The sequence below is a fragment of the Caballeronia sp. SL1002 genome (assembly GCF_057814995.1).
The window spans coordinates 1,307,877-1,329,138 of sequence record NZ_JBYMUW010000002.1; the positions used below are offsets into that span (position 1 = coordinate 1,307,877).

The 21,262-nt window shown below is 62.6% G+C and carries 15 protein-coding genes and 2 tRNA genes; 8 read left to right on the top strand and 9 right to left on the bottom strand.

Annotated features, from left to right (window positions below; genetic code table 11):
- Window positions 1-339 precede the first annotated feature (339 nt).
- The 4 genes from AC3D25_RS08685 to AC3D25_RS08700 all read left to right on the top strand — a co-directional run bounded on the left by AC3D25_RS08685 (window position 340) and on the right by AC3D25_RS08700 (window position 6,973).
- Window positions 340-1,644 carry an FAD-dependent oxidoreductase gene (locus tag AC3D25_RS08685; RefSeq protein ID WP_488888010.1) on the top strand — a complete coding sequence of 435 codons (1,305 nt, stop codon included), beginning with the start codon at window positions 340-342 and terminating at the stop codon, window positions 1,642-1,644.
- Window positions 1,645-1,825: 181 nt separating this feature from the next.
- Window positions 1,826-3,385, top strand: coding sequence for an NAD(P)H-hydrate dehydratase (locus tag AC3D25_RS08690; protein ID WP_488888011.1), 1,560 nt, complete (start codon window positions 1,826-1,828; stop codon window positions 3,383-3,385).
- A 152-nt stretch (window positions 3,386-3,537) separates the two neighbouring features.
- Window positions 3,538-5,160 (top strand): glucose-6-phosphate isomerase, encoded by a 1,623-nt coding sequence (gene pgi / locus AC3D25_RS08695; protein WP_488888012.1) that lies wholly within the window; start codon window positions 3,538-3,540, stop codon window positions 5,158-5,160.
- A gap of 673 nt (window positions 5,161-5,833) precedes the next feature.
- A complete protein-coding gene (locus AC3D25_RS08700) occupies window positions 5,834-6,973 on the top strand; it encodes an IS481 family transposase (RefSeq protein WP_488888013.1) in 1,140 nt (379 codons plus the stop codon).
- Between the two features lie 221 nt (window positions 6,974-7,194).
- Here the strand turns inward: AC3D25_RS08700 and AC3D25_RS08705 are convergent, their stop codons facing one another.
- Window positions 7,195-7,884: an ABC transporter ATP-binding protein gene (locus AC3D25_RS08705; protein ID WP_488888014.1), complete on the bottom strand. Its 690-nt coding sequence runs from the start codon at window positions 7,882-7,884 to the stop codon at window positions 7,195-7,197.
- Between AC3D25_RS08705 and AC3D25_RS08710 the strand changes: the two genes are divergently transcribed.
- Entirely contained in the window at window positions 7,883-8,572 is a 690-nt protein-coding gene (locus AC3D25_RS08710) for an arylesterase (protein ID WP_488888015.1), read from the top strand. The genes AC3D25_RS08705 and AC3D25_RS08710 overlap by 2 nt on opposite strands.
- A gap of 142 nt (window positions 8,573-8,714) precedes the next feature.
- Window positions 8,715-9,056, top strand: a complete 342-nt coding sequence (locus AC3D25_RS08715; RefSeq protein ID WP_488888016.1) for a hypothetical protein — start codon at window positions 8,715-8,717, stop codon at window positions 9,054-9,056.
- Between the two features lie 122 nt (window positions 9,057-9,178).
- Here the strand turns inward: AC3D25_RS08715 and AC3D25_RS08720 are convergent, their stop codons facing one another.
- Both AC3D25_RS08720 and AC3D25_RS08725 read right to left on the bottom strand, forming a co-directional pair.
- Window positions 9,179-11,104, bottom strand: coding sequence for a SurA N-terminal domain-containing protein (locus tag AC3D25_RS08720; RefSeq protein WP_488888017.1), 1,926 nt, complete (start codon window positions 11,102-11,104; stop codon window positions 9,179-9,181).
- Between the two features lie 87 nt (window positions 11,105-11,191).
- Window positions 11,192-11,268 (bottom strand) — tRNA-Asp (locus tag AC3D25_RS08725).
- Between the two features lie 432 nt (window positions 11,269-11,700).
- Between AC3D25_RS08725 and AC3D25_RS08730 the strand changes: the two genes are divergently transcribed.
- Window positions 11,701-12,600, top strand: a complete 900-nt coding sequence (locus AC3D25_RS08730) for a YihY/virulence factor BrkB family protein (RefSeq protein ID WP_488888018.1) — start codon at window positions 11,701-11,703, stop codon at window positions 12,598-12,600.
- A gap of 124 nt (window positions 12,601-12,724) precedes the next feature.
- On the opposite strand, the gene AC3D25_RS08735 is transcribed toward AC3D25_RS08730, so the two are convergent.
- The 6 genes from AC3D25_RS08735 to tig all read right to left on the bottom strand — a co-directional run bounded on the left by AC3D25_RS08735 (window position 12,725) and on the right by tig (window position 19,565).
- A tRNA-Val gene (locus tag AC3D25_RS08735) sits at window positions 12,725-12,800 on the bottom strand.
- A gap of 75 nt (window positions 12,801-12,875) precedes the next feature.
- Entirely contained in the window at window positions 12,876-13,148 is a 273-nt protein-coding gene (locus tag AC3D25_RS08740) for an HU family DNA-binding protein (protein ID WP_488888019.1), read from the bottom strand.
- A 241-nt stretch (window positions 13,149-13,389) separates the two neighbouring features.
- Window positions 13,390-15,810 carry an endopeptidase La gene (lon, locus tag AC3D25_RS08745; protein WP_488888020.1) on the bottom strand — a complete coding sequence of 807 codons (2,421 nt, stop codon included), beginning with the start codon at window positions 15,808-15,810 and terminating at the stop codon, window positions 13,390-13,392.
- Between the two features lie 192 nt (window positions 15,811-16,002).
- The gene (gene clpX, locus AC3D25_RS08750) at window positions 16,003-17,274 is read right to left on the bottom strand and encodes an ATP-dependent Clp protease ATP-binding subunit ClpX (protein WP_488888021.1); all 1,272 of its coding nucleotides are present in this window, start codon (window positions 17,272-17,274) and stop codon (window positions 16,003-16,005) included.
- A gap of 155 nt (window positions 17,275-17,429) precedes the next feature.
- Window positions 17,430-18,083 carry an ATP-dependent Clp endopeptidase proteolytic subunit ClpP gene (gene clpP, locus AC3D25_RS08755; protein WP_488888022.1) on the bottom strand — a complete coding sequence of 218 codons (654 nt, stop codon included), beginning with the start codon at window positions 18,081-18,083 and terminating at the stop codon, window positions 17,430-17,432.
- 132 nt (window positions 18,084-18,215) lie between these two features.
- Window positions 18,216-19,565, bottom strand: a complete 1,350-nt coding sequence (gene tig / locus AC3D25_RS08760; protein ID WP_488888023.1) for a trigger factor — start codon at window positions 19,563-19,565, stop codon at window positions 18,216-18,218.
- A gap of 525 nt (window positions 19,566-20,090) precedes the next feature.
- On the opposite strand from tig, the gene AC3D25_RS08765 reads away from it, so the two are divergent.
- Window positions 20,091-21,230 (top strand): glycerate kinase, encoded by a 1,140-nt coding sequence (locus AC3D25_RS08765; protein WP_488888024.1) that lies wholly within the window; start codon window positions 20,091-20,093, stop codon window positions 21,228-21,230.
- Window positions 21,231-21,262: the final 32 nt, after the last annotated feature.

The window sequence follows — 21,262 nt, forward strand, 5'->3', positions numbered from 1 at the left end:
GCGCCGGTTGGCGACGCCTGGGCAGACGCGTCCCGTATCCTGAAATTAAGCGGCGGACCGGTGTTTGCGTGGAATTTTGGCAATCGGCGCGAGGCATCGGCCAACCTGCGCGAAGCCTTGCGGCGACAGGGCGCGCGGCGGTCGAAGCCGCGCCGGATGCCGCAAGCGAAGTCACGAGGCGGCCACGAAAGCGCTATCATGTCGCGCTTTCGTGGCCGCTCGCCCGCGTCTCGTTTCGACGTCTGTAGCGCCGGCCCCGCTCCAAGCCACGCCCGTGACCGCTTATGCGTTGAGCGCCCGGCTCGCCACTCTCGCGCCTTCGGGCAACACACACGAATCATGGATGTCATCGTCATCGGCGGCGGAATCGTCGGGATCGCCACTGCTTATCAGCTGCGTCTGGCCGGCCATCGCGTTTGCGTGGTCGAGCGCCACGCGACCGTCGCGCAAGGCGCAAGTTTCGGTCACGGCGGCGCCGTGCTGCCCTCGCCGCTCGATGTCTGGTTCGGCCCGACCTTCATGCAGTCGAACCGCGCGCAAAAGTCCGGCGTCGTGTTCCAGCCCGGCTTCGACACGGCCACGCGTGCGTTCGCGAAAAAACTCGCCGCGCTGCGGGAGCCGGACGCGTTCGCCGCGCAGTACGCGCGCTTACGTCCGCTCGTCGATCTGTCGCGCGCCATGCTCGCCGATATCGAAGCGCTCTTTGGCTTCGACTACGAACAGCGCGCGGGCGTCCTGCACGTGTTCAGGAGCGCGCGGGACATGGAACAGGCGGCATCCGCGATCGAACTCCTCAAGCGTTTCGAGGTACCTCACCGGGTCCTGACGCCCGCCGAATGCGTCGCGGCCGAGCCTTCGGTGCCCGACGATCCCGATTTCGCGGGCGGCGTGCTGCTCGCCGGCGAACGCACGGCGAACTGCCCGCTATTCACCAAACTCCTGAAACAAGTGCTCGACGATCAGGGCGTGCAGTTCCGCCTCGGCCGCGAAGTCGCATCGATCCGTCTCGACGGCGAGCGCGCCGCCGTCGTGCTCGCGCCGCTTGAGAACGACGGCCGCCGTCCGGCCGACGTCGAGTCGATCGGCGCGGACGCGATCGTCGTGGCCGCGGGCGCGGGCACGCCGGCACTCCTCGCGACGCTCGCCGGCAGGTTGAACGACGCGTCGGCGCTGCATCCGTTGCGGTTGCACACGCTGACCGCGCCGATCGCCTATGAGGAACGCGCGCCGCATCTGACCGTGGTCGATTCGGTGAAGCGCATCGCGATGACGCGGATCAACCAGCGCGTGCGCGTGACGGGCGGCGCGGTGCTGCAAAGCGCGTCGAAGAGTCTGAAACCGCTGTCCGAACGCGTCACGCAGCGCGCGCTCGCGCTGCTCGGGCAAGGCACGCACGACTGGATTCCGGGCGCGGCGCGCGTGTCGGCGGCGCGCAGTTGGGAAGGCACGCGGCTTGTCTCCGCCGACGGCCTGCCGGTGGTCGGCGCGACGTCGAATCCCCGGCTTTTCGTCAACGCCGCGCACGGCCCGGCGGGCTGGGGCCTCGCGTGCGGGTCTGCTAAAGTGGTCGCGGATCTCGTGTCCGGCGTGACGCCCGACCTTCCCGTCGAGACGCTCGCGGCGCTCGGCATCGAGCGGTTCTAAGCGGCGCGGGATCGGGCGAGCGGCTTGCTGAGGCATTGGCGTGCACGCTTAGGTCCGCTTAGGTCCGCTTAGGTCTACCTTGGTCCGCCTTGGTCCGCCTTGGTCCGCCTTGGTCCGCCTTGGTCCGCCTCGGTCCGCTCAGGTCCACCTAGGTCCGCTCGTCATTTCCGGAACCCGCGCCATGACCGCTCCGCATTCGCCCTACTTTCCCGCCGACACGGCGCGCTCTGCGCCGCTCGCGCTGCTCACACTCGATGAACTGCGCGCGCTCGAAGCCCGCGCTGCCGCGCCGCTCGCGCCGCACACGCTGATGGCGCGCGCGGGCGCGGCCGCCGCGCAATTTCTCCTCGATACCGACCGCCATTCGCCCGGCCGCGCCGCGTTGCCGGTGTGGATCGCGGCGGGTCCGGGCAACAACGGCGGCGACGCGCTTGTGATGGCGACGCAACTGCATCGCGCGGGTGTCGATGTGACCGTGTGCATGCCGCTTGAAGTGAAACCGGACGACGCGCGCTGGGCGCTGGCCGAAGCGCTCGCGGCGGGCGTGCCGGTTACGGCGGCGTTGCCCGAATCGCTGCGGGCGTTTAGCTGGGTGGTCGACGGGCTGTTCGGCATCGGCCTGTCGCGCCCGCTGGAAGGCGTTTTCGCCGATCTCGCCGCGCGTCTTTCCAAACGATCGCGTGAAGAAGGCGGCGTGCTCGCGCTGGATATCGCGAGCGGCCTGAATAGCGACACCGGCGAGCCGGTCGGCGGCGGCCACGCGGTCCGCGCGACCCACACGCTCACTTTCATCGGCGCGAAACCGGGGCATTTCACCGCGCATGGCCGCGATCTGACCGGCAAGCTGTACGTCGCGACGCTCGACGTGAGTCCGCCCGCTGCGCCCGCCATCGTGCTGAACGCGCCGCCGCTGTTCGCCGCGCATCTGCCGCCGCGCGACCACGCGACCAACAAGGGGACGTTCGGCACGCTCGCGGTGATCGGCGGCGACACGGGCATGTGCGGCGCGCCGATCCTCGCCGCGCGCATGGCGCTCTACGGCGGCGCGGGCAAGGTCAACGTGGCGTTTCTGGGCGAAGGCGCGCCGCCTTACGATCCGCCGCATCCCGAGCTCATGCTCCATCACGTCGATCAACTCGCGCTCGACAAGATGGATGCGCTCGCGATCGGCTGCGGCATGGGTTCGGGCGATCGGGCGAAACGCGTGCTCGCCGATGTGCTCAAACTCGACGTGCCGAAGCTCATCGACGCCGACGCGCTCAATCTGATCGCGAAAGACAACGCGCTCGCCTCGGCGGTGGCCGCGCGCGGCGCGCACGGCGACCCGTGCGTGCTGACGCCGCATCCGCTGGAAGCCGCGCGCCTGCTCGACACCGATGCCAAAGCCGTGCAGCGCGACCGCGTCGCCGCCGCGCGCCAGTTGGCCGCGCGCTTTGCGGCGGTCGCGGTGCTGAAGGGTTCGGGTACGGTGGTGGCCGCGCCCGACGGCCGCGTCGCGATCAACCCGACCGGCAACGCCGCGCTCGCCACGGGCGGCACGGGCGACGTGCTCGGCGGATTGATCGGCGCATTCCTCGGCGGGAACGTGCCGCCTTACGAGGCGGCCCTCGCGGGCGTTTATCTGCATGGCCTCGCCGCCGAAAAGCTGACCGCCGATGGCGCAGGCCCCGCCGGACTCACCGCCGGCGAACTCGCGCCAAAGGTTCGCGCGCTGCTCAACCGTCTGTTCTATTCGTCATAAGCCGCCCAAGCCGCGCGACGATGCAAGCGGATCGTCACGCATCGTCGCTATACTTGGCATTTCTCGGATTGCTCCTAGTTCCTTCGCGCATCTGCCGGTTGCACCGCATTCGCACGAACAAATCCGGGCCACCTTCAGCTATTCGGACCGTTATGACGCTCAATTCGCTTCCTTCCTGGCCGGCGCTCCAGTCGCACTACGATGCCATTTCCGGCGAGCGCCTGCGCGACTGGTTCGCGCCGCAAAACGACACCGCGCCGACCCGCGCCGAGCGTCTGACGTACGACGGCGGCGGCATCGCGATCGACTTTTCGAAGAACCGCGTGACCGACGCGACGCTCGAACTGCTGGTTCAACTGGCGCGCGAAGCGGGCGTCGAAGCGCGCCGCGACGCCATGTTCGTGGGCGAGATCGTCAATCCGACCGAGCATCGCGCGGCCTTGCACACGGCCTTGCGATCCACCGCCGACGACGCTCCGTTCCAAAAGGAAATCCGCGCCGAGAAAGCCAAGATGGCGGCGTTCGCCGATAAAGTTCGCGACGGTTCGTGGACCGGCTACACGGGCAAGCGCATTCGTCACGTGGTGAACATCGGCATCGGCGGCTCGGACCTCGGGCCGAAGATGGTCGTCCATGCGCTGCATCATCTCGCCTCGCCGGAACTCGACACGCACTTCGTCTCGAACGTCGATGGCGCCGATTTGTACAACGTTTTGCAGACCATCGACGCCGAAGAAACGCTTGCGATCATCGTCTCGAAAACCTTCACGACGCTCGAAACGATGACCAACGCGCGCTCGATGCGCGAGTGGTTCACGAAAGCGGGCTGCCCGGAAGACGCGCTCGCCAAGCATTTCGTCGGCGTATCGGCGAATCCGGAGGAAGTGGTCAAGTTCGGCATCGCGAAGGACAATGTTTTCGAGATGTGGGACTGGGTCGGCGGACGTTATTCGTTGTGGTCGGCGGTGGGGTTGTCGATCATGATTTCCGTGGGTCCGAAGAACTTCGACGGCCTGCTCGAAGGTGCGCACGCGATGGACCAGCATTTCCGCGAGGCGCCGCTCGCGAAGAATCTGCCGGTGCTGCTTGGCATGATGGGCGTGTGGTATCGGAACTTCTTTGGCTCGCAGAGCGACCTGATCGCGCCGTATTCCGAGGCGCTGCATTTCCTGCCGGCGTATTTGCAGCAGCTTGAGATGGAGAGCAACGGCAAGTCGGCGCGGCTCGACGGGAAGATGGTGGACTATCCGACTGCCGCGGTGATCTGGGGCGAGCCGGGCACGAACGGCCAGCACGCGTTCTTCCAGATGTTGCACCAGGGGCCGACGATTATCCCGATCGACTTTATCGCGGTGCTGACGCCGGAACATCCGCTCGTCGATCACCACGCCAAGTTGCTCGCGAATTGCTTCGCGCAGAGCGAGGCGCTGATGCTCGGACGTACGCTCGACGAGGCGAAGAAGGTTGCCGGTCCGGGCAAGGAAGAGCTCGCGCCGCACTTGAGCTTTCCGGGCAATCGGCCGACGACCACGATCCTGCTCGATGCACTCACGCCGCAGACTTTGGGCGCGCTGATCGCGCTTTATGAGCACAAGGTGCTGGTGCAGGCGTCGGTGTGGAACATCAATCCGTTCGATCAGTGGGGCGTTGAGTTGGGCAAGATTCTCGGCAAGGTCGTCGAGGCCGATATCACGGCGGCGCAGGCCGATCCTGCCAAGCACGATTCGTCGACATCGACGTTGATTGCGCGGGCTCGGGCCGCGCTTAAGCGGTAGGTTGGTTTTTGCTGGCGCCTGGGGGACGGGGTTTGGTTTGGTTTGGTCTCTCGGGCGCGTTCTCTTGGTTTGCTGGCGCTCTTTGCTTCTGTCTGCCTGCGCTTTCTGGAGACTTGCACTGGTCTTGGTTTGCTGGCGTCCTTCGCTTTTGTTGTTCTGTGCTTCTTGGGAACCTGCTTTCGTGTCGGTCCATTAGCACGCCGCTATGCGCGGCAGCAGTCACTTTCTTTGCTGCTGCAAAGAAAGTAACCAAAGAAAGCAGCTTATCCGTCTAAGTGTCCACCACGAACCGCAACCGGGAGTGGTGCGCAAGCTGATTCGGCCATCGCACCACCCAACAGAGTGGAGCCGCTCATTCATCCCCGCAGGCACAAAGTGCCTGCCGGTAAGGCATAACCGGAAAAACCAAACCAACCGACGGTTGCGAGACATGCCCGTCGTCCGAGCGCAGTGAGGATGGAACTGACAGGTGCTGTGCCAATCCGAACGACTGCGAGATAGCCGAGTCAGCTTGCGCGCCTATCCGCGTGGTTATTGAAGGTGGACACTTAGCCGGATAAGCTGCTTTCTTTGGTTACTTTCTTTGCAGCAGTGTACAGACCGGAGACATAGCTGACAGGTGTACGGAGACATGGTTGACACTTTCGGGTAATCGAACGCCCGAAATCCTCCCATGCCCTGGAACGTAAAAGACACCATGAGTCTCCGACAGGAATTCGTTCAACTCGCCACTCAACGGCGCTTGCCGTTCAGCGAGTTGTGCCGACGTTTCAACGTCAGCCGCCAGACCGGCTACAAGTGGCTTGCACGCCACTCGACACAAGGCCTTGAAGGTCTCGTCGATCGCTCGCGTCGTCCGCACGACAGTCCCGCGCGCTCATCCGATGAGATCGTCGCCGTCGTGCTCGACCTGCGCCGCGAGTACGGCTGGGGCGGACGCAAGATCGAGCGTCGTCTGCAAGATCTCGGCCACGCCAATGTGCCCGCACCCTCCACGATCACCGAGATCCTGCGCCGTCACGACCTGCTCCACGCGCCTGAGGACAGACCGCAGCGGCCCTGGCAGCGCTTCGAGCACGAGCATCCGAATGCGCTGTGGCAGATGGATTTCAAGGGCGATTTCCCGACCCTGGAGGGTGGCCGCTGTGCGCCGCTGACCGTGCTCGACGATCACTCGCGCTTTAACATCGTGCTCGCCGCCTGCGGCCGGACAACCACGGAAGTCGTGCAGACCGAGCTCCAGCGGGCGTTTCGCTGCTACGGGCTACCGTCACGCATCAATACCGATAACGGTGCGCCGTGGGGCTCCCCGAGCGCGCCGGGCCAGTTGACCGAGCTCGCGGTGTGGCTGATCAGACTGGGTATTCACGTGAGCTACAGCCGACCGTATCATCCTCAGACGAATGGCAAGGATGAGCGATTCCATCGGTCGCTGAAAGCTGAAGTGCTGGCGCGGCACGTGTTCACGACCCACGCCCACGTGCAGCAGGAGTTGGAACGCTGGCGACAGGTGTACAACACGCAACGCCCGCATGAGGCGCTGGACCTGGCGACGCCGGTGAGCCGCTACCAACCCAGCCCGCGAGCGATGCCCGAGCATCTGCCAGAACCGCAATACGGGCCTGCCGATGAAGTGCTGCGGGTCAATTCAAATGGCCTGGTGCGTTTCAGAGGCGAGGCGCTGCGTCTGTCGACTGCGCTCAAAGGGCTGTACGTGGCCGCACGTCCAAAGCACGACGAAGACGGCGTAATTGAGTTCTGGTTTGCCCATCAACGCATTGCAAAACTTGACCTGAAAGCAGCAAAACCCTGAACATCAGGTGTCAACGATGTCCTCGTACATGTGTCAACTATGTCTCCGGTCTGTACACAGCAGCAAAGAAAGTGACTGCTGCCGCGCATAGCGGCGTGCTAATAAACCTACACGAAAGCAAGTTCCCAGACACCACAGGCATACAAAAGCAAGGGGCGCCAGCAAACCAAACGCCGAGCAAGTTCACAGGAAGCGCCAAACGACCAAACCAACACCGCCCGCTACCCCACGACCCGCCCCGCCTCAATGGTCACCGTCGCATCGCACCGCTCGGCGAGTTCGGTATCGTGCGTCACGAGCACAAGCGTCGCGCCATTCTGACGATTCATCTCAAACATCAGGTCGATAATCGCATACCCAGTCGAGGCATCGAGACTTCCCGTGGGCTCGTCGGCGAACAGCACCGCCGGATGCGTGACAAAAGCCCGAGCGAGCGCCACGCGCTGCTGCTCGCCGCCCGAGAGCAACTTGGGATAATGCGCCGTGCGCGCCGACAACCCAACCTGCGCAAGCAGCGCCCGCGCCCGCGCGATAATCTCGCGATGCGGCGTGTCGCCGCGCAGTTCCAGCGGCAACATGACGTTTTCCAGCGCGGTCAGATGCGGCATCAACTGGAACGACTGGAACACGAAACCGACCGAGCCGCTTCGAAGCGCGGCGCGGCCGTCTTCGTCGAGTGTGCCGAGTTCCTTGCCCAGCAGACGAACCGAGCCTTCGGTCGCGCTGTCCAATCCGGCAAGCAATCCGAGCAACGTCGACTTGCCGGAACCCGACGCGCCGACGATCGCCACGCTGCTGCCCTTTTCGATCGACAGGTCGATGCTGTCCAGAATGGTCAGTTCACCCGTCGCGTCCTTAACCCGCTTGCTTAAACCCCGTACTTCAATGACCGGTTCGATATTGTTTTGCATGGAGAGAGTTAAACATAACTGCGGCCGGCGCGCTTTGAGCCGGGCGGCAAGACTCGCGGCGCTCTGCGTGCCGGTGCTCGCGTTCGGATGGTCGTCAGGCGCCCGCGCCGAGACGCCCGCGCGGGCGATCGTCGTGCTCGGCGACAGCATCTCCGCCGAGTACGGCCTGCCGCGCGACACCGGCTGGGTCAACCTGATGCGCGGCCGGCTCGCGAAAGAGCGTTTCGATTATAGCGTCGTGAATGCAAGCATCAGCGGCGACACGACGAGCGGCGGTGCGGCGCGCCTTCCGGCGACGCTCAAGCGCGTGAAACCGGCGCTGGTGATCGTCGAACTGGGCGCGAACGACGCGCTGCGCGGGGTGCCGCTCGCGACCACGGAGGCGAACCTGCGATCGATCGTTGCGCAATCGCAAGCCGTGCATGCGCAAGTCTTACTCATCGGCATGTACGTTCCGCCCAACTACGGACCCGACTACAGCCAAAAATTCAATGCGGTCTACACGATGCTGTCGAAAGAGAAAAAACTGCCGCTCGTGCCATTCCTGCTGGCTGGCATCGAGAACACGCCGTCGATGTTCCAGGCCGATCAGATTCATCCGACCCAGCAGGCCCAGACCTTGCTATTGGAGAACGTCTGGCCGATTTTGAAACCCATGCTGGGCGCGCCGGCTTCAAGCGGAACTTAAGCACGCGACGTCCAGCGCGGTTTCAGACAGACACGCGGAAAACGGCCACGATCGAGTGCTTTGACACGGATCAGCGCTTTGACACCTCGCGTAACCCGTAGAAACCCCCGCTCCTCGTCGAGCGCAATACCAAGGAGGTAACGTGAAATATTTCTCAATTCTCGCTTTGACCGTCGCAGTCTCGGCCTGTGCCGCCCAGCCGCCCGCGGGCGTCCAGCAAGTGGGCAAGAGCCAGCAGTCGCCGAAGGTCGTCGCTCAATGTATCGCGCAGAAATGGGCCGACAAGTCGCAACAGCAAGTGGTCTCGCAAGACACGCTCGCTAACGATCAGGCGCTCGACGTCTACGTGCCGGGCCAGCAGCCGCCGAACGGCGCCGCCGCCGTGGTGCGTCCGGCCTGGAGCGGTCCGGGCACGTGGGTGGGCTTCCGTGCATCGGGCGCGGCGGGCAGCGACGCAACCGGCGATATCCAGGCGTGCCTGTAAGGACGTCGTAGCTCGCGGTTGTAGCGATTCTGCATCGCTAAAAAAAACCCCGCTGGTTTGCACCAGCGGGGTTTTTTAATGCGTTTGCGTTTGCGTCTGCGTTTGCTTTGCGTTTGCGTCGCTTATTGCGGCTGCGCCGCGCCCGTGGGCGCCGTGATCTTCACCTTGGAACGCGCTTTCAACGCGTCGATGAACGCCTCCATCTCGGCCTGTGCATACACCTGCGCGACTTGCTGCTGCGCGCCCGCGAGACGATCGGCGGCAACCGGCGCGGCCTTTTCGATACCGTTCACACGATAAATCGCGTACCCGTCCTGACCGAGATCGACGCCGACATAAGCCGGCAGCTTCGACGAATCCGCCTTGAAAATCGCGCTCACCGCCGCCGGCGGCACGCCTTGCGCGTCGTTGCGCGACACGATTGCAACCGACGAAAAACCCGTGGTCGCATTCGACTTTTGCAACTCGGCGAGCTTCGCCGCGCCGTCCTTTTGCGCCATCGCGGCCGCTTGCTCGGCGACGACCTTCTGACGGACCGCGTCCTTCACCACGTCGAGCGCCTGCACGGCGGCGGGCTTGTAATCGGTCACGCGCGCGGCCACGAGCGTGTTGTTGCCGACGTCGATAGCCTGCGTGTTGTTACGATCCTTCACCGAATCGGACGCGAATACGGCGGCGAGCAGCTTCGCATTGTTCAGCGGGCTGTCAGGCGGCAATTGCGGATTGGCCTTCGGGCCGACGGTCGCCGCCTGAATAGTCAGCTTGAACTTGTCGGCGGCGGGTTGCAGCGTCTTCGACTTTTCGTACACAGTGGACGTGAACGATTCCACGTCGTCCGCGAAGCTCTTGGCGGCTTGCTGGCTCGCGTAGTCCTTCGTGAGCGCGTCCTTCACTTCGTCGAACGACTTCGTGGCCGCCGGTTTCACGTCGGTCGCCTGAATGATGTGATAGCCGAAGTCCGACTGCACGACGCCACTGACTTCGCCCTTTTTCAGCGCGAACGCGGCGTCGTCGAAGGCCTTGCCGCCCGCGATCATGCCGCGTCCGAAGTAGCCGAGATCGCCGCCCTTCGACGACGAACCCGGATCTTGCGATTCTTTCGCGGCGATCTGCGCGAACTGGTCGGGATGGGCCTTGACCTGCGCGAGCACGTCGTCGGCGTGTTGCTTCGCCTTCGCCTTGTCGGCGGCGCTCGCGTCTTTCGGCGCGACGATCAGGATGTGGCTCGCGCGCACTTCGCCTTCCGTGCGATAGCGCTGGATGTTGTCGTCGTAATACTTCTTGAGGTCGGCGTCGGTCGGCTTGATCGATGCAGCCAGCGCCGCCGGCGACAGCACCACGTACTGGATCGACGCGGTTTCGGGTGTCGCGAACGCGGCGCGATGCGCGTCGTAGTAGGCCGAAAGTTGCGCATCGGTCGGCTGCACTTTCGCTGTGTAATCGAGCGAGCGGAACGCGAGACCCTGCACATCGCGACGCTGTTCGGCAAGCTCGGTCAGCCCTTCGGCCAGCGCTTTCGACGTGAACGCGCTCGACTGGATGCTGCCCGGAATCTGGTCTGACGCGAGGCCATAGCGCACGCGCTCGTCATATTGCTCGGGCGTCATGCCCTGCATGGCGAGCAGTTCCTTGTAGCGATCCACGTCGATCGAACCGTCGGGCTTGCGCAGCGACGAAATGACCGGATCGGCGAGCAGCGCGCGGCGCACGGCTTCATCCGACGCCGTGAGATGCAGGCGGCGCGTTTCGTCCGCGAGGACGCGCTGCTGCACGAGACTGTCGATCAGCGACTTGCGCATTTCCGGCGTCTCGAACATTTTGGGATCGAACTGCGCGCCGAGCATCTGGCGCGCGCGATCCACTTGCTGGCGCATCGCGCTGTCGTAGTCGGCGCGCGTGATATTGCGGCCGTTCACGCTCGCCACGTTGGCGCTGTCATCGAAGAAACTGCTGAAACCCTGAATGCCGACAATGCCCAACCCCGGCACGACGATCAGGATCAACAGGGCCATCATGAGGCGTTGGTGATTACGGAAAAAATCGAGCATGCGTGACGATGCCTTAAGACAAAACGCCCGATATACAACGGCGGGCAATAAAAAAGGCGAACCGCGGTTCGCCTTTCTCGTGGATGCTGGCGGAGTGGACGGGACTCGAACCCGCGACCCCCGGCGTGACAGGCCGGTATTCTAACCAACTGAACTACCACTCCTTTTTGCTGCTTTGCATTTGTGTAGCGAGCGCGGCGCCGTTTGTTGGCCCGGTGTACCCCGACCCAGCGCGCGCCTGTTACTCAAGGCGTCGTCTAGTATACAACGAAAGTTCTTCCCGGCGATAGCCTCGCGCGCCGTCTAAGCCGCTTTCGGCGCGGCGAGATCGAGGTTCGATTTGTTCATCAAGGACCGCATTCCTCGCGTGAACTCCGTCATCGGGCGCGGTCAGCGTCGCCATAGCGCGTGCACGTTTTTGCCGAAGCCGGTATCGCGCTACACGGACTCATTAACGCGAGCTTTGAGCCAGCGGAACGGCGTGGGCATCTCCTTTGCGTGCAACCGGTTCGCCTCAAAACCAACCCAGGCCGAGCACGCAACTGGACTTCCGCCGATCTTGCGCGCAGCCTTCGAAAAACAGCCGTGGAGCGTTCATGCACAGCTTGCTTAGTCCAGCGCTGCGCCATATTGGGCGGCATCCCGTTGCGTTCATCAAGGATGCGCTCAAGGCGTTTCGCGCAAATCAGGGCATGCTGCTCGCGGGCGCGGTGGCGTACTACGCGTTGCTCTCGATCGTGCCGCTCCTGATTCTGATCGTGATCGCGCTGTCACATTTCGTAGATCAAAAAACCCTGCTGGAGACGCTCACGCATCTGCTCGAATGGCTCGTGCCCGGCCAGGCGCGCGCGCTCGTGCACGAACTCGCGAACTTCCTCACGCATCGCGCGGTGATCGGCTGGGTGCTCCTCGGCACGATGATCTTCTTCAGCTCGCTCGCGTTCACCGTGCTGGAAAACGCAATGTCGGTGATCTTCGTGCATCGCGTTGCCATTCGGCGGCGGCATTTTTTGTGGTCGGCGTTGCTGCCCTATTGCTACATTCTTTTTCTGGGCGTGGGCATGCTGATCGTCACGTTCGTATCGAACGGCTTGCAGGCGATGGGCACGAACAGCGTCGATCTGCTCGGCGCGCAGGTTTCGCTGCATCGCGTGTCGCGCGTGCTGCTTTATCTGCTCGGTCTTGCCGGCGAGATATTCGTGCTCACGTCGATCTATCTCGTCATGCCAGTCGGCCGGCCATCGATCCGCCACGCCCTGAGCGGCGGCATCATGGCGGCGCTGTTGTGGGAGGCGACGCGTCATGTGCTCGTCTGGTACTTCGCAACGCTTTCGCAGGTGAGCGTGGTGTACGGTTCGCTGACGACGTCGATTGTCGTCCTGTTCAGTCTCGAAGCGCTCGCGACGCTGCTGCTGTTCGGTGCGCAGCTTATCGCCGAATGCGAGCGTTTTGGCACGCCGAAGCCGGTCGAAGCGAAACCTTTTACAACGGCTTGAGAACACGGCGCGCTGCTTTTACGACCGCGCAAACAAAAAACCCGCAGAGCAGATGCTGTGCGGGTTTTGGCGTGACTTCGATGCGCGTGACTTCGATGCTTCAGATGCAGCGCTAAACGGAATTTGGTGGGTGCTGAGAGGCTCGAACTCCCGACCTACGCCTTGTAAGGGCGCCGCTCTACCAACTGAGCTAAGCACCCGTTCCGCGCTACCTGACCTGGCTGGACTTTTTAAACCAGACGTCGTTTCGGCGATGTCCGTATCCAGCGAGTCCGCTAGTTTAGCGCATCTTTTAGCGCTTTGCCAGGGCGAAACTTCGGGACCTTGGCGGCCTTGATCTTGATTGCCGTGCCGGTGCGCGGGTTGCGTCCGGTGCGCGCCGCGCGCTTGCCGACTGCGAACGTGCCGAATCCGACGAGCGTCACCGTGCCGCCCTTTTTCAGCGTCGTGCTCACGCCGTCGATCATCGCGTCGAGCGCGCGCCCGGCCGCAGCTTTCGAAAGTTCCGCCTCTGCGGCGATATGGTCGATCAGTTCCGTTTTATTCATGTTTCCCCGAGCTTCGCGCGCCGCGTTGACAGCGACGCGCTAAATGTTGGTCTTGGATCAAAAGCGAACTGCGCCTCTTTCGCCGAGGTGCGGCGCTCATTAGAAGCAGCCGAAACCAACGTGTCAACCGGGTTTGAACCGGACTGGGAGTATTCATCTGAATATTCTTATGCGGCGCGGGAAAACAAAAACCCGCGGGGGTGACCCGCGGGTTTCTGGATTTCAACCTTGGCAGTTGGTTTTAGTGCTTCACGACATCGCCGGTCGCCGGAGCGTCCTTCGAAGCCTCGACCGGCGTCGCCGGCTTGGCTTCTTCTTCCGGAATCGGCGTCGGCATGCGTTCGAGCGCGAGTTCCAGCACCTTGTCGATCCAGCGCACCGGAATGATCTCGATCGCGTTCTTCACGTTATCGGGAATGTCGGTCAGATCCTTGGTGTTTTCTTCCGGGATCAGCACGAGCTTGATGCCGCCGCGATGCGCCGCCAACAACTTTTCCTTCAATCCGCCGATCGGCAGCACTTCGCCGCGCAACGTGATTTCGCCGGTCATCGCCACGTTCGCGCGCACCGGAATGCCGGTCAGCACGGACACCAGCGCCGTCGTCATCGCGATACCGGCGGACGGACCGTCCTTCGGCGTCGCGCCTTCGGGCACGTGGATGTGGATGTCCTTCTTCTCGAACGCTTCGTCCGCGACACCCAGACGACGCGAGCGCGAGCGAACCACCGAGCGCGCAGCCTCGACCGATTCCTTCATCACATCGCCGAGCGAACCCGTGCGAATGACGTTGCCCTTACCCGGCATCACGGCGGCTTCGATCGTTAGCAAATCGCCGCCGACTTCCGTCCACGCGAGACCCGTCACCTGGCCGATCTGGTTGTCCTTCGCGGCCAGACCGAAGTCGTACTTACGCACGCCGAGGAACGTATCGAGATTCGAGCCGTCCACCTTCACCGCGCCTTCCGCCTTCTTCAGCAGAAGCATCTTGACGACCTTGCGGCAGATCTTCGACATTTCACGCTCAAGCGAACGCACGCCCGCTTCCCGCGTGTAATAGCGAATGATGTCGCGGATCGCGCTTTCAGCCACGTCGATCTCGTCTTCCTTCAGGCCGTTGTTACGCTTTTGCTTCGGCAGCAAATAACGTTGCGCGATGCTGACCTTTTCGTCTTCGGTGTAACCCGAGAGACGAATCACTTCCATCCGGTCGAGCAGCGGCGGCGGAATGTTCAGCGAGTTCGATGTCGCGACGAACATCACGTCCGACAAGTCGAAATCCACTTCGATGTAGTGATCGGCGAACGTATGGTTCTGTTCGGGATCGAGCACTTCCAGCAGTGCAGACGCCGGATCGCCGCGGAAATCCATGCCCATCTTGTCGACTTCGTCGAGCAGGAAAAGCGGATTGCGCACGCCGACTTTCGTCAGGCTTTGCAGGATCTTGCCCGGCATCGAACCGATATACGTGCGACGGTGACCGCGAATCTCGGACTCGTCATGCACGCCACCCAGCGCCATGCGCACGAACTTGCGGTTCGTGGCACGGGCGATGGATTGCCCGAGCGAAGTCTTGCCGACGCCCGGAGGCCCGACGAGACACAGGATCGGCGCTTTCACCTTCTCGACGCGTTGCTGGACCGCGAGATATTCCAGAATCCGTTCCTTGACCTTTTCAAGCCCGAAGTGATCTTCGTCGAGCACGCGTTCCGCATTCGAGAGGTCGTTGTTGACCTTGCTCTTCTTGCGCCACGGCAGACCGATCAGCGTGTCGATGTAATTGCGCACGACCGTCGCTTCAGCGGACATCGGCGACATCAGCTTGAGTTTCTTGAGCTCCGCGTCGGCCTTCTTCTTAGCTTCCTTCGGCATGCGCGCGGCGGTGATGCGCTTCTCGAGTTCCTCGAGATCCGCGCCTTCTTCGCCTTCGCCCAGTTCCTTCTGGATGGCCTTGACCTGTTCGTTCAGGTAGTACTCGCGCTGGCTCTTTTCCATCTGACGCTTCACGCGCCCACGGATGCGCTTCTCGACCTGAAGAATGTCGATTTCGGCTTCGAGTTGCGCGAGCAAATGCTCGAGGCGCTCGATCACCGGGAACATTTCGAGAATGTGCTGCTTCTGGTCGAGCTTCAGCGGCAAGTGCGCGGCGATGGTGTCGGCCAGACGACCCGCTTCGTCGATACCCGACAGCGACGTCAGGATTTCCGGCGGAATCTTCTTGTTGAGCTTCACATACTGGTCGAACTGCGACACGATCGCGCGGCGCAGCGCTTCAGTTTCGGCGCTGTCGGCGTGGTCGGGTTCGAGCGGCATGACTTCGCACGAGAACTGCGTTTCCTGCTCTTCGATGGAAAGCGTCTTCGCGCGCTGCAAGCCTTCCACGAGCACCTTCACGGTGCCGTCGGGCAGCTTGAGCATTTGCAGGATGTTGGCGATACATCCCACTTCGTACATGTCTTTTTCGGTCGGCTCGTCCTTCGCGGCGGTTTTCTGCGCGACGAGCATGATGTGCTTGCCGCCTTCCATCGCGGCTTCGAGGGCCTTGATCGATTTGGGTCGCCCGACAAAAAGCGGGATCACCATGTGCGGGAATACGACTACGTCGCGCAGCGGAAGCAGCGGCAGCGTAATTTGTTCCTGCGGGAGGAGTTGGGTTCCTGACATTTCATTTCCCCAGTAGTGGAATCAGTTCGTTCGTAAATAAGGCCGTCAAAACGTATTGCAAGCCTTAAGCGTGAGGGAAAAGTTCAGTCAATCGAAAAGATCGCGTCAGTAACGTCCACAAGATATCTGAAAAATAAACAAAAAGCCGTTCACGTTGCCATGAACGGCTTCTTCGCCGACACACAGCCCTGCTTAATTGGACCCGGCTACCTTTGGTGCATCTTCGTAGATCAACAACGGCTTGCCGTCGCCATCGATAGTGTTGTCGTCGACGATCACCTTGCTCACGCCCTTCATGGTCGGCAACTCGTACATGACGTCGAGCAATGCCTGTTCCAGAATCGAGCGCAAACCGCGCGCGCCGGTCTTGCGACGAATTGCCTTCTGCGCGATGGCCTGAAGCGCGGCCGGGCGGATTTCCAGCTCGACGCGTTCCATGTTGAAGAGCTTGTGATATTGCTTCACGAGCGCATTCTTCGGCTCGATCAGGATCTTCACCAGAGCCGCTTCGTCGAGCTTGCCGAGCGTTGCCACCACCGGCAGACGGCCGATCAGTTCAGGAATAAGACCGAACTTGATCAGATCTTCCGGTTCGACGTCGCGCAGCACTTCGCCTGCATCGCGGTCAACCTTGCTCTTCACGCTCGCGCCAAAGCCAATACCCGTTTTCTCCGTACGGTCGACAATGACCTTTTCGAGGCCGTCGAACGCGCCGCCGCAGATAAACAGAATGTTGGTGGTGTCGACCTGAATGAAATCCTGGTTCGGGTGCTTCCGGCCACCTTGCGGCGGAACCGAAGCCATCGTGCCTTCGACCAGCTTGAGCAGCGCTTGCTGGACGCCTTCGCCCGACACGTCGCGCGTGATGGACGGGTTATCCGACTTGCGGCTGATCTTGTCGATTTCGTCGATGTAGACAATGCCGCGCTGCGCCTTGTCCACTTCGTAATTACAGTTTTGCAGCAGCTTCTGAATGATGTTCTCGACGTCCTCGCCGACATAACCCGCTTCCGTCAGCGTGGTTGCATCCGCAATCACGAACGGGACATTCAGCATGCGTGCCAGCGTCTGCGCGAGCAAGGTTTTGCCGGAACCGGTCGGACCGATCAGCAAAATGTTGCTCTTCGACAGCTCGATCTCGTCTTTCTTGTCGAGGTGCTTGAGACGCTTGTAATGGTTGTAGACAGCCACCGCGAGAATTTTCTTCGCGCGTTCCTGGCCGATTACGTACTGATTCAAAATATCGCTGATTTCCTGCGGGCTCGGCAGATCCGACTTCGTCAGACCCGCTTCTTCAGCCGCACCAGCCGCTTCGTCGCGAATAATCTCGTTGCACAAATCGATACATTCATCGCAGATGAACACCGACGGGCCAGCGATCAACTTCTTGACCTCGTGCTGGCTCTTGCCGCAAAACGAGCAATACAACAGCTTCTCGCTGTTCGAACTCTTTTTGTCCGCCATAGATGTGTAAGCCTCCGGACACTCAATTACATAATACGCCCATCAAACCCGGCACGCAGAAACCGCTCGGTGCCACGCACGACGGGTGTTTTGGCGTTTGCCGCAGGCGTTCGCGTAAGGGCTGGCCTCGCTTTACCGGGGCCAGCCCGCGACGATCAAGGACGTTTGTGAAGAACCTGGTCGACGAGGCCGTAAGCCTGCGCGTCGTCGCCCGACATGAAGTTGTCGCGATCGGTGTCGCGCGCAATGCGTTCCACCGGCTGGCCGGTGTGATGCGACAGCAACTGGTTCAGACGCTCTTTCAGGTACAGAATTTCGCGTGCCTGAATTTCGATATCCGACGCCTGACCACGCGCACCGCCGAGCGGCTGGTGAATCATCACGCGCGCGTTCGGCAACGCCACGCGCTTGCCCTTCGCGCCAGCCGCCAACAGGAACGCGCCCATGCTGGCCGCAAGGCCCATGCATAGCGTCGCGACGTCCGGCTTCACGAACTGCATCGTGTCGTAGATCGCCATGCCGGCCGACACCGAGCCGCCCGGGCTATTGATGTAGAGGCTGATGTCCTTGTCCGGATTCTCGCTTTCCAGAAACAGCAACTGCGCGACGACGAGGTTCGCCGTCTGGTCGTTGACTTCGCCAACGAGGAACACCACGCGCTCTTTCAACAGGCGCGAATAGATGTCATAGGCACGTTCGCCGCGGCCGCTCGTCTCGACGACCATCGGTACGAGGCCGAGCGCCTGCGCTTCGAAATCACGCGAAGCGTTGGAAGCTAACGTGTCCAGCAATTGAGCGCGAAAGGTCATGCAATTTCCTTGTTCGGAATAGGGATACTGGACGACAAAGGAACATCCACCGGAACGGGCACGCACCAACTCTAATGCAAAAAAGGCGTGCTGGCCGTCGCACCGACGGCCAGCACGCCCCTTGAGCGACGCTTACGCTTGCGCGGTCGCGCTCGCCAGTTCTTCGAAGCTGACTTCCTTGTCCGTCACTTTAGCCTTGCCGAGCACGAAGTCGACGACGTTGCTTTCAACGACGTACGCTTCCATTTCGGCCAGGCGCTGCTGATTCGAATAATACCAGCGGACGACTTCCTTCGGGTCTTCGTAGCTTTTCGCGAACTCGTCGACTTCCGCGCGGATCTGTTCCGGCTTCGCCTGGAGTTCGTTGGCCTTGACCAGTTCAGCCAGCACGAGGCCGAGCTTCACGCGGCGTTCGGCTTGTTCAGCGAACATTTCAGCAGGGATCGGTGCGTCGGCTGCGTTCGGCACCCCACGCTGTTGAAGATCCTGACGCGCCATTTCGACCAGACGTTCCTGATCCTGCTCGATCAGCGCCTTCGGCACGTCGAGGTCGGAGATTTTCAGGAGCGCGTCCATGACCTGGTTCTTCACGATCTGCTGCGTACGGCGCTTGGCTTCGCGTTCCAGGTTGTCCTTGATTTCGCCGCGCATCTTCGACGTATCGCCGTCTTCGATGCCGAGCGACTTCGCGAATTCACCGTCGATTTCCGGCAGATGCGGCCACTCGATCTTCTTCATCGTGATCGTGAATTGCGCCGTCTTGCCCGCCACGTCCTTGCCGTGGTAGTCGTCCGGGAACTTCAGGTCGAATTCGCGCGATTCGCCGACCGACAGGCCGAGCGCCGCTTGTTCGAATTCCGGCAGCATGCGGCCTTCGCCGAGCACGAACGAGAAATCGTCCGCGCTGCCGCCCTGGAACACTTCACCGTCGATCTTGCCGACGAAGTCCATCGTCACGCGGTCGCCGTCTTTGGCTGCCGCATCCGCGCCGCCGTCGCCGTGCTCGCCGCTTTCGCCGCGTGCGTGGTAATGGACGCGCTGCTTGCGCAGGATTTCCAGCGTGCGGTCGATTTCCGCTTCCGAGATGGTCGTGACCGTGCGCTCGATTTCAGCCGTGGCGACGTCGCCGAGCTTCACTTCCGGATAGACCTCGAAGGTCGCGTCGAACGCGTAGGCGTCCGCCGGCGCTTCCTCGCCCTTCGGCGCGAAGCTCGGCTGGCCTGCCACGCGCAGGTTCTCGGAGCGGGTGACGTCGAAGAATTCCCGGCCGACCTTGTCGCTCAGCACTTCGGCTTCGACCTGACCCTGATACTGCTGCGTCACCATCTTGAGCGGCACTTTGCCCGGGCGGAAACCCGGCATGCGGACGTTCTTCGCCAGTTGGCGGATGCGCGAGTCCACTTCCTTCTGCACCATGTCTTTCGGCAGGGAAATGGTCACGCGGCGTTCGAGCTTGCCGAGGTTTTCAACAACGTTAGCCATGACTTCTATCGTCCTAGAGTATTCGAGTATTCAGGAATTCGGATTCTTACTGGGTCCACTGTCCCGCGTTCGTCCCGCGTCTATCCCGCGCCCGGACACGCGCCTTCGTAGCGCCGCCTGAGTCACGCCCGCGCCGCGGAACATGGCTAGTTCCGCCGTGGGCAGGCCTTCGAACTTCGGGCCGCCGCGAGCACGGTTGGAGTCAACTGAGCCGAACATTTTAGCAAACTATTTGCGCGATCAACTGCGTTTGGCGCTGCAACACGCGTTTATCGGCGCTTTTTTGCCCGATTTAGGATCATTTCGGGCTTCGGACCGCCACGACGCGCGCGCGATTTCGCGCGAGAGTCCGCGCGAATCCCGGCTATCGCGACGCCACTATTTCGCCCGCGCGGCCACGCTGCTAATCTTGACCCTCGGCGCACCCGCTCGACGCGCACCGCAACCAGATACGGTTCGAAGCCGCAGTTTCAAGAGCCGCAACACGCTTTCCGCCATCACTTCGACAACAAAACCAGAGACAACATGCCCAACGCCACGCCCATCGTCGTCATTGCTCCCGATTCGTTCAAAGGCTCGCTCAGCGCCGAGCAGGTCGCCGACGCCATCGCGACCGGCATCCGCCGCGCGCGCGGCGACGCCGTGATCCGCATCTGCCCGATGGCCGACGGCGGCGAAGGCACGCTCGACGCGATGCTGAGCGCGGGCGGCGAGCGCCGCCGGATCACGATTCAGGGCGCGGCGAGCGCGCGGCGCGAAGCGGCGACGGGCCTGCTCGCCGACGGCAGCGCGATTCTGGAGACCGCGGAAGTGGTCGGCATTACCGATCCCGACGGCATGGCCGTGCCGGTCGAAGCACGCAGCACGCGCGGCATGGGCGAGGCGATCCGCGCCCTGCTCGACCTCGGCGCGCGCAAGTTCTACGTGGCGCTCGGCGGCAGCAGCACGAACGACGGCGGCGCGGGCCTGCTCGTGGGCCTCGGCCTGCGGCTTTTCGACGCCGCCGGGCAGGAACTGGAGCCTGTTCCGGCCAAACTCGCCGAGGTTGCGCGGATCGATGTGTCGAAGTTGGACCCGCGCCTGGGCGATGCGGAATTCATCGGTATGTCGGATGTCGATAACCCGTTGACCGGCGAACACGGCGCGACGGCCGTTTTCGGGCCGCAGAAAGGCGTGCAGCCGGAGCAGGTCGAAACAATCGACGCCGCCCTCGCCCATTTCGCCGATCTGCTGGAACCGGCGCTCGGACGCGTCGCGCGCGACAACCCGGGCGCGGGCGCGGCGGGCGGGCTGGGCTTCGCGCTGCACATGCTCGGCGCGCGTTTCGAGGCGGGCGCGGAGGTCGTGGCGCGCGGAATCGGACTGGACGCCGCGCTCGAGGGCGCGAACTGGCTGATTACCGGCGAAGGCCGCTCGGACGTGCAGACGCTGCACGGCAAGGCGCCGTTTATCGCGTGCCGTCACGCGCGCGCGGCGGGCGTGGAGGCTTCGTTGTTATCAGGCGCGATCGATCCCGCCGCGTTGCCGCGTCTTTCCGAGCATTTCAGCGGCTGCTTTTCGCCCGCGCCGGGTCCGATCACGCTCGAAGTCGCGATCCGCGATGCCGCGACGCTCCTCGCGAACGAAGCCGAGCAACTCACGCGCGTGCGCTTCGGCACGCGCTAGAAACGGTGGTCGGCTTTCGGCTCACGCGTGTG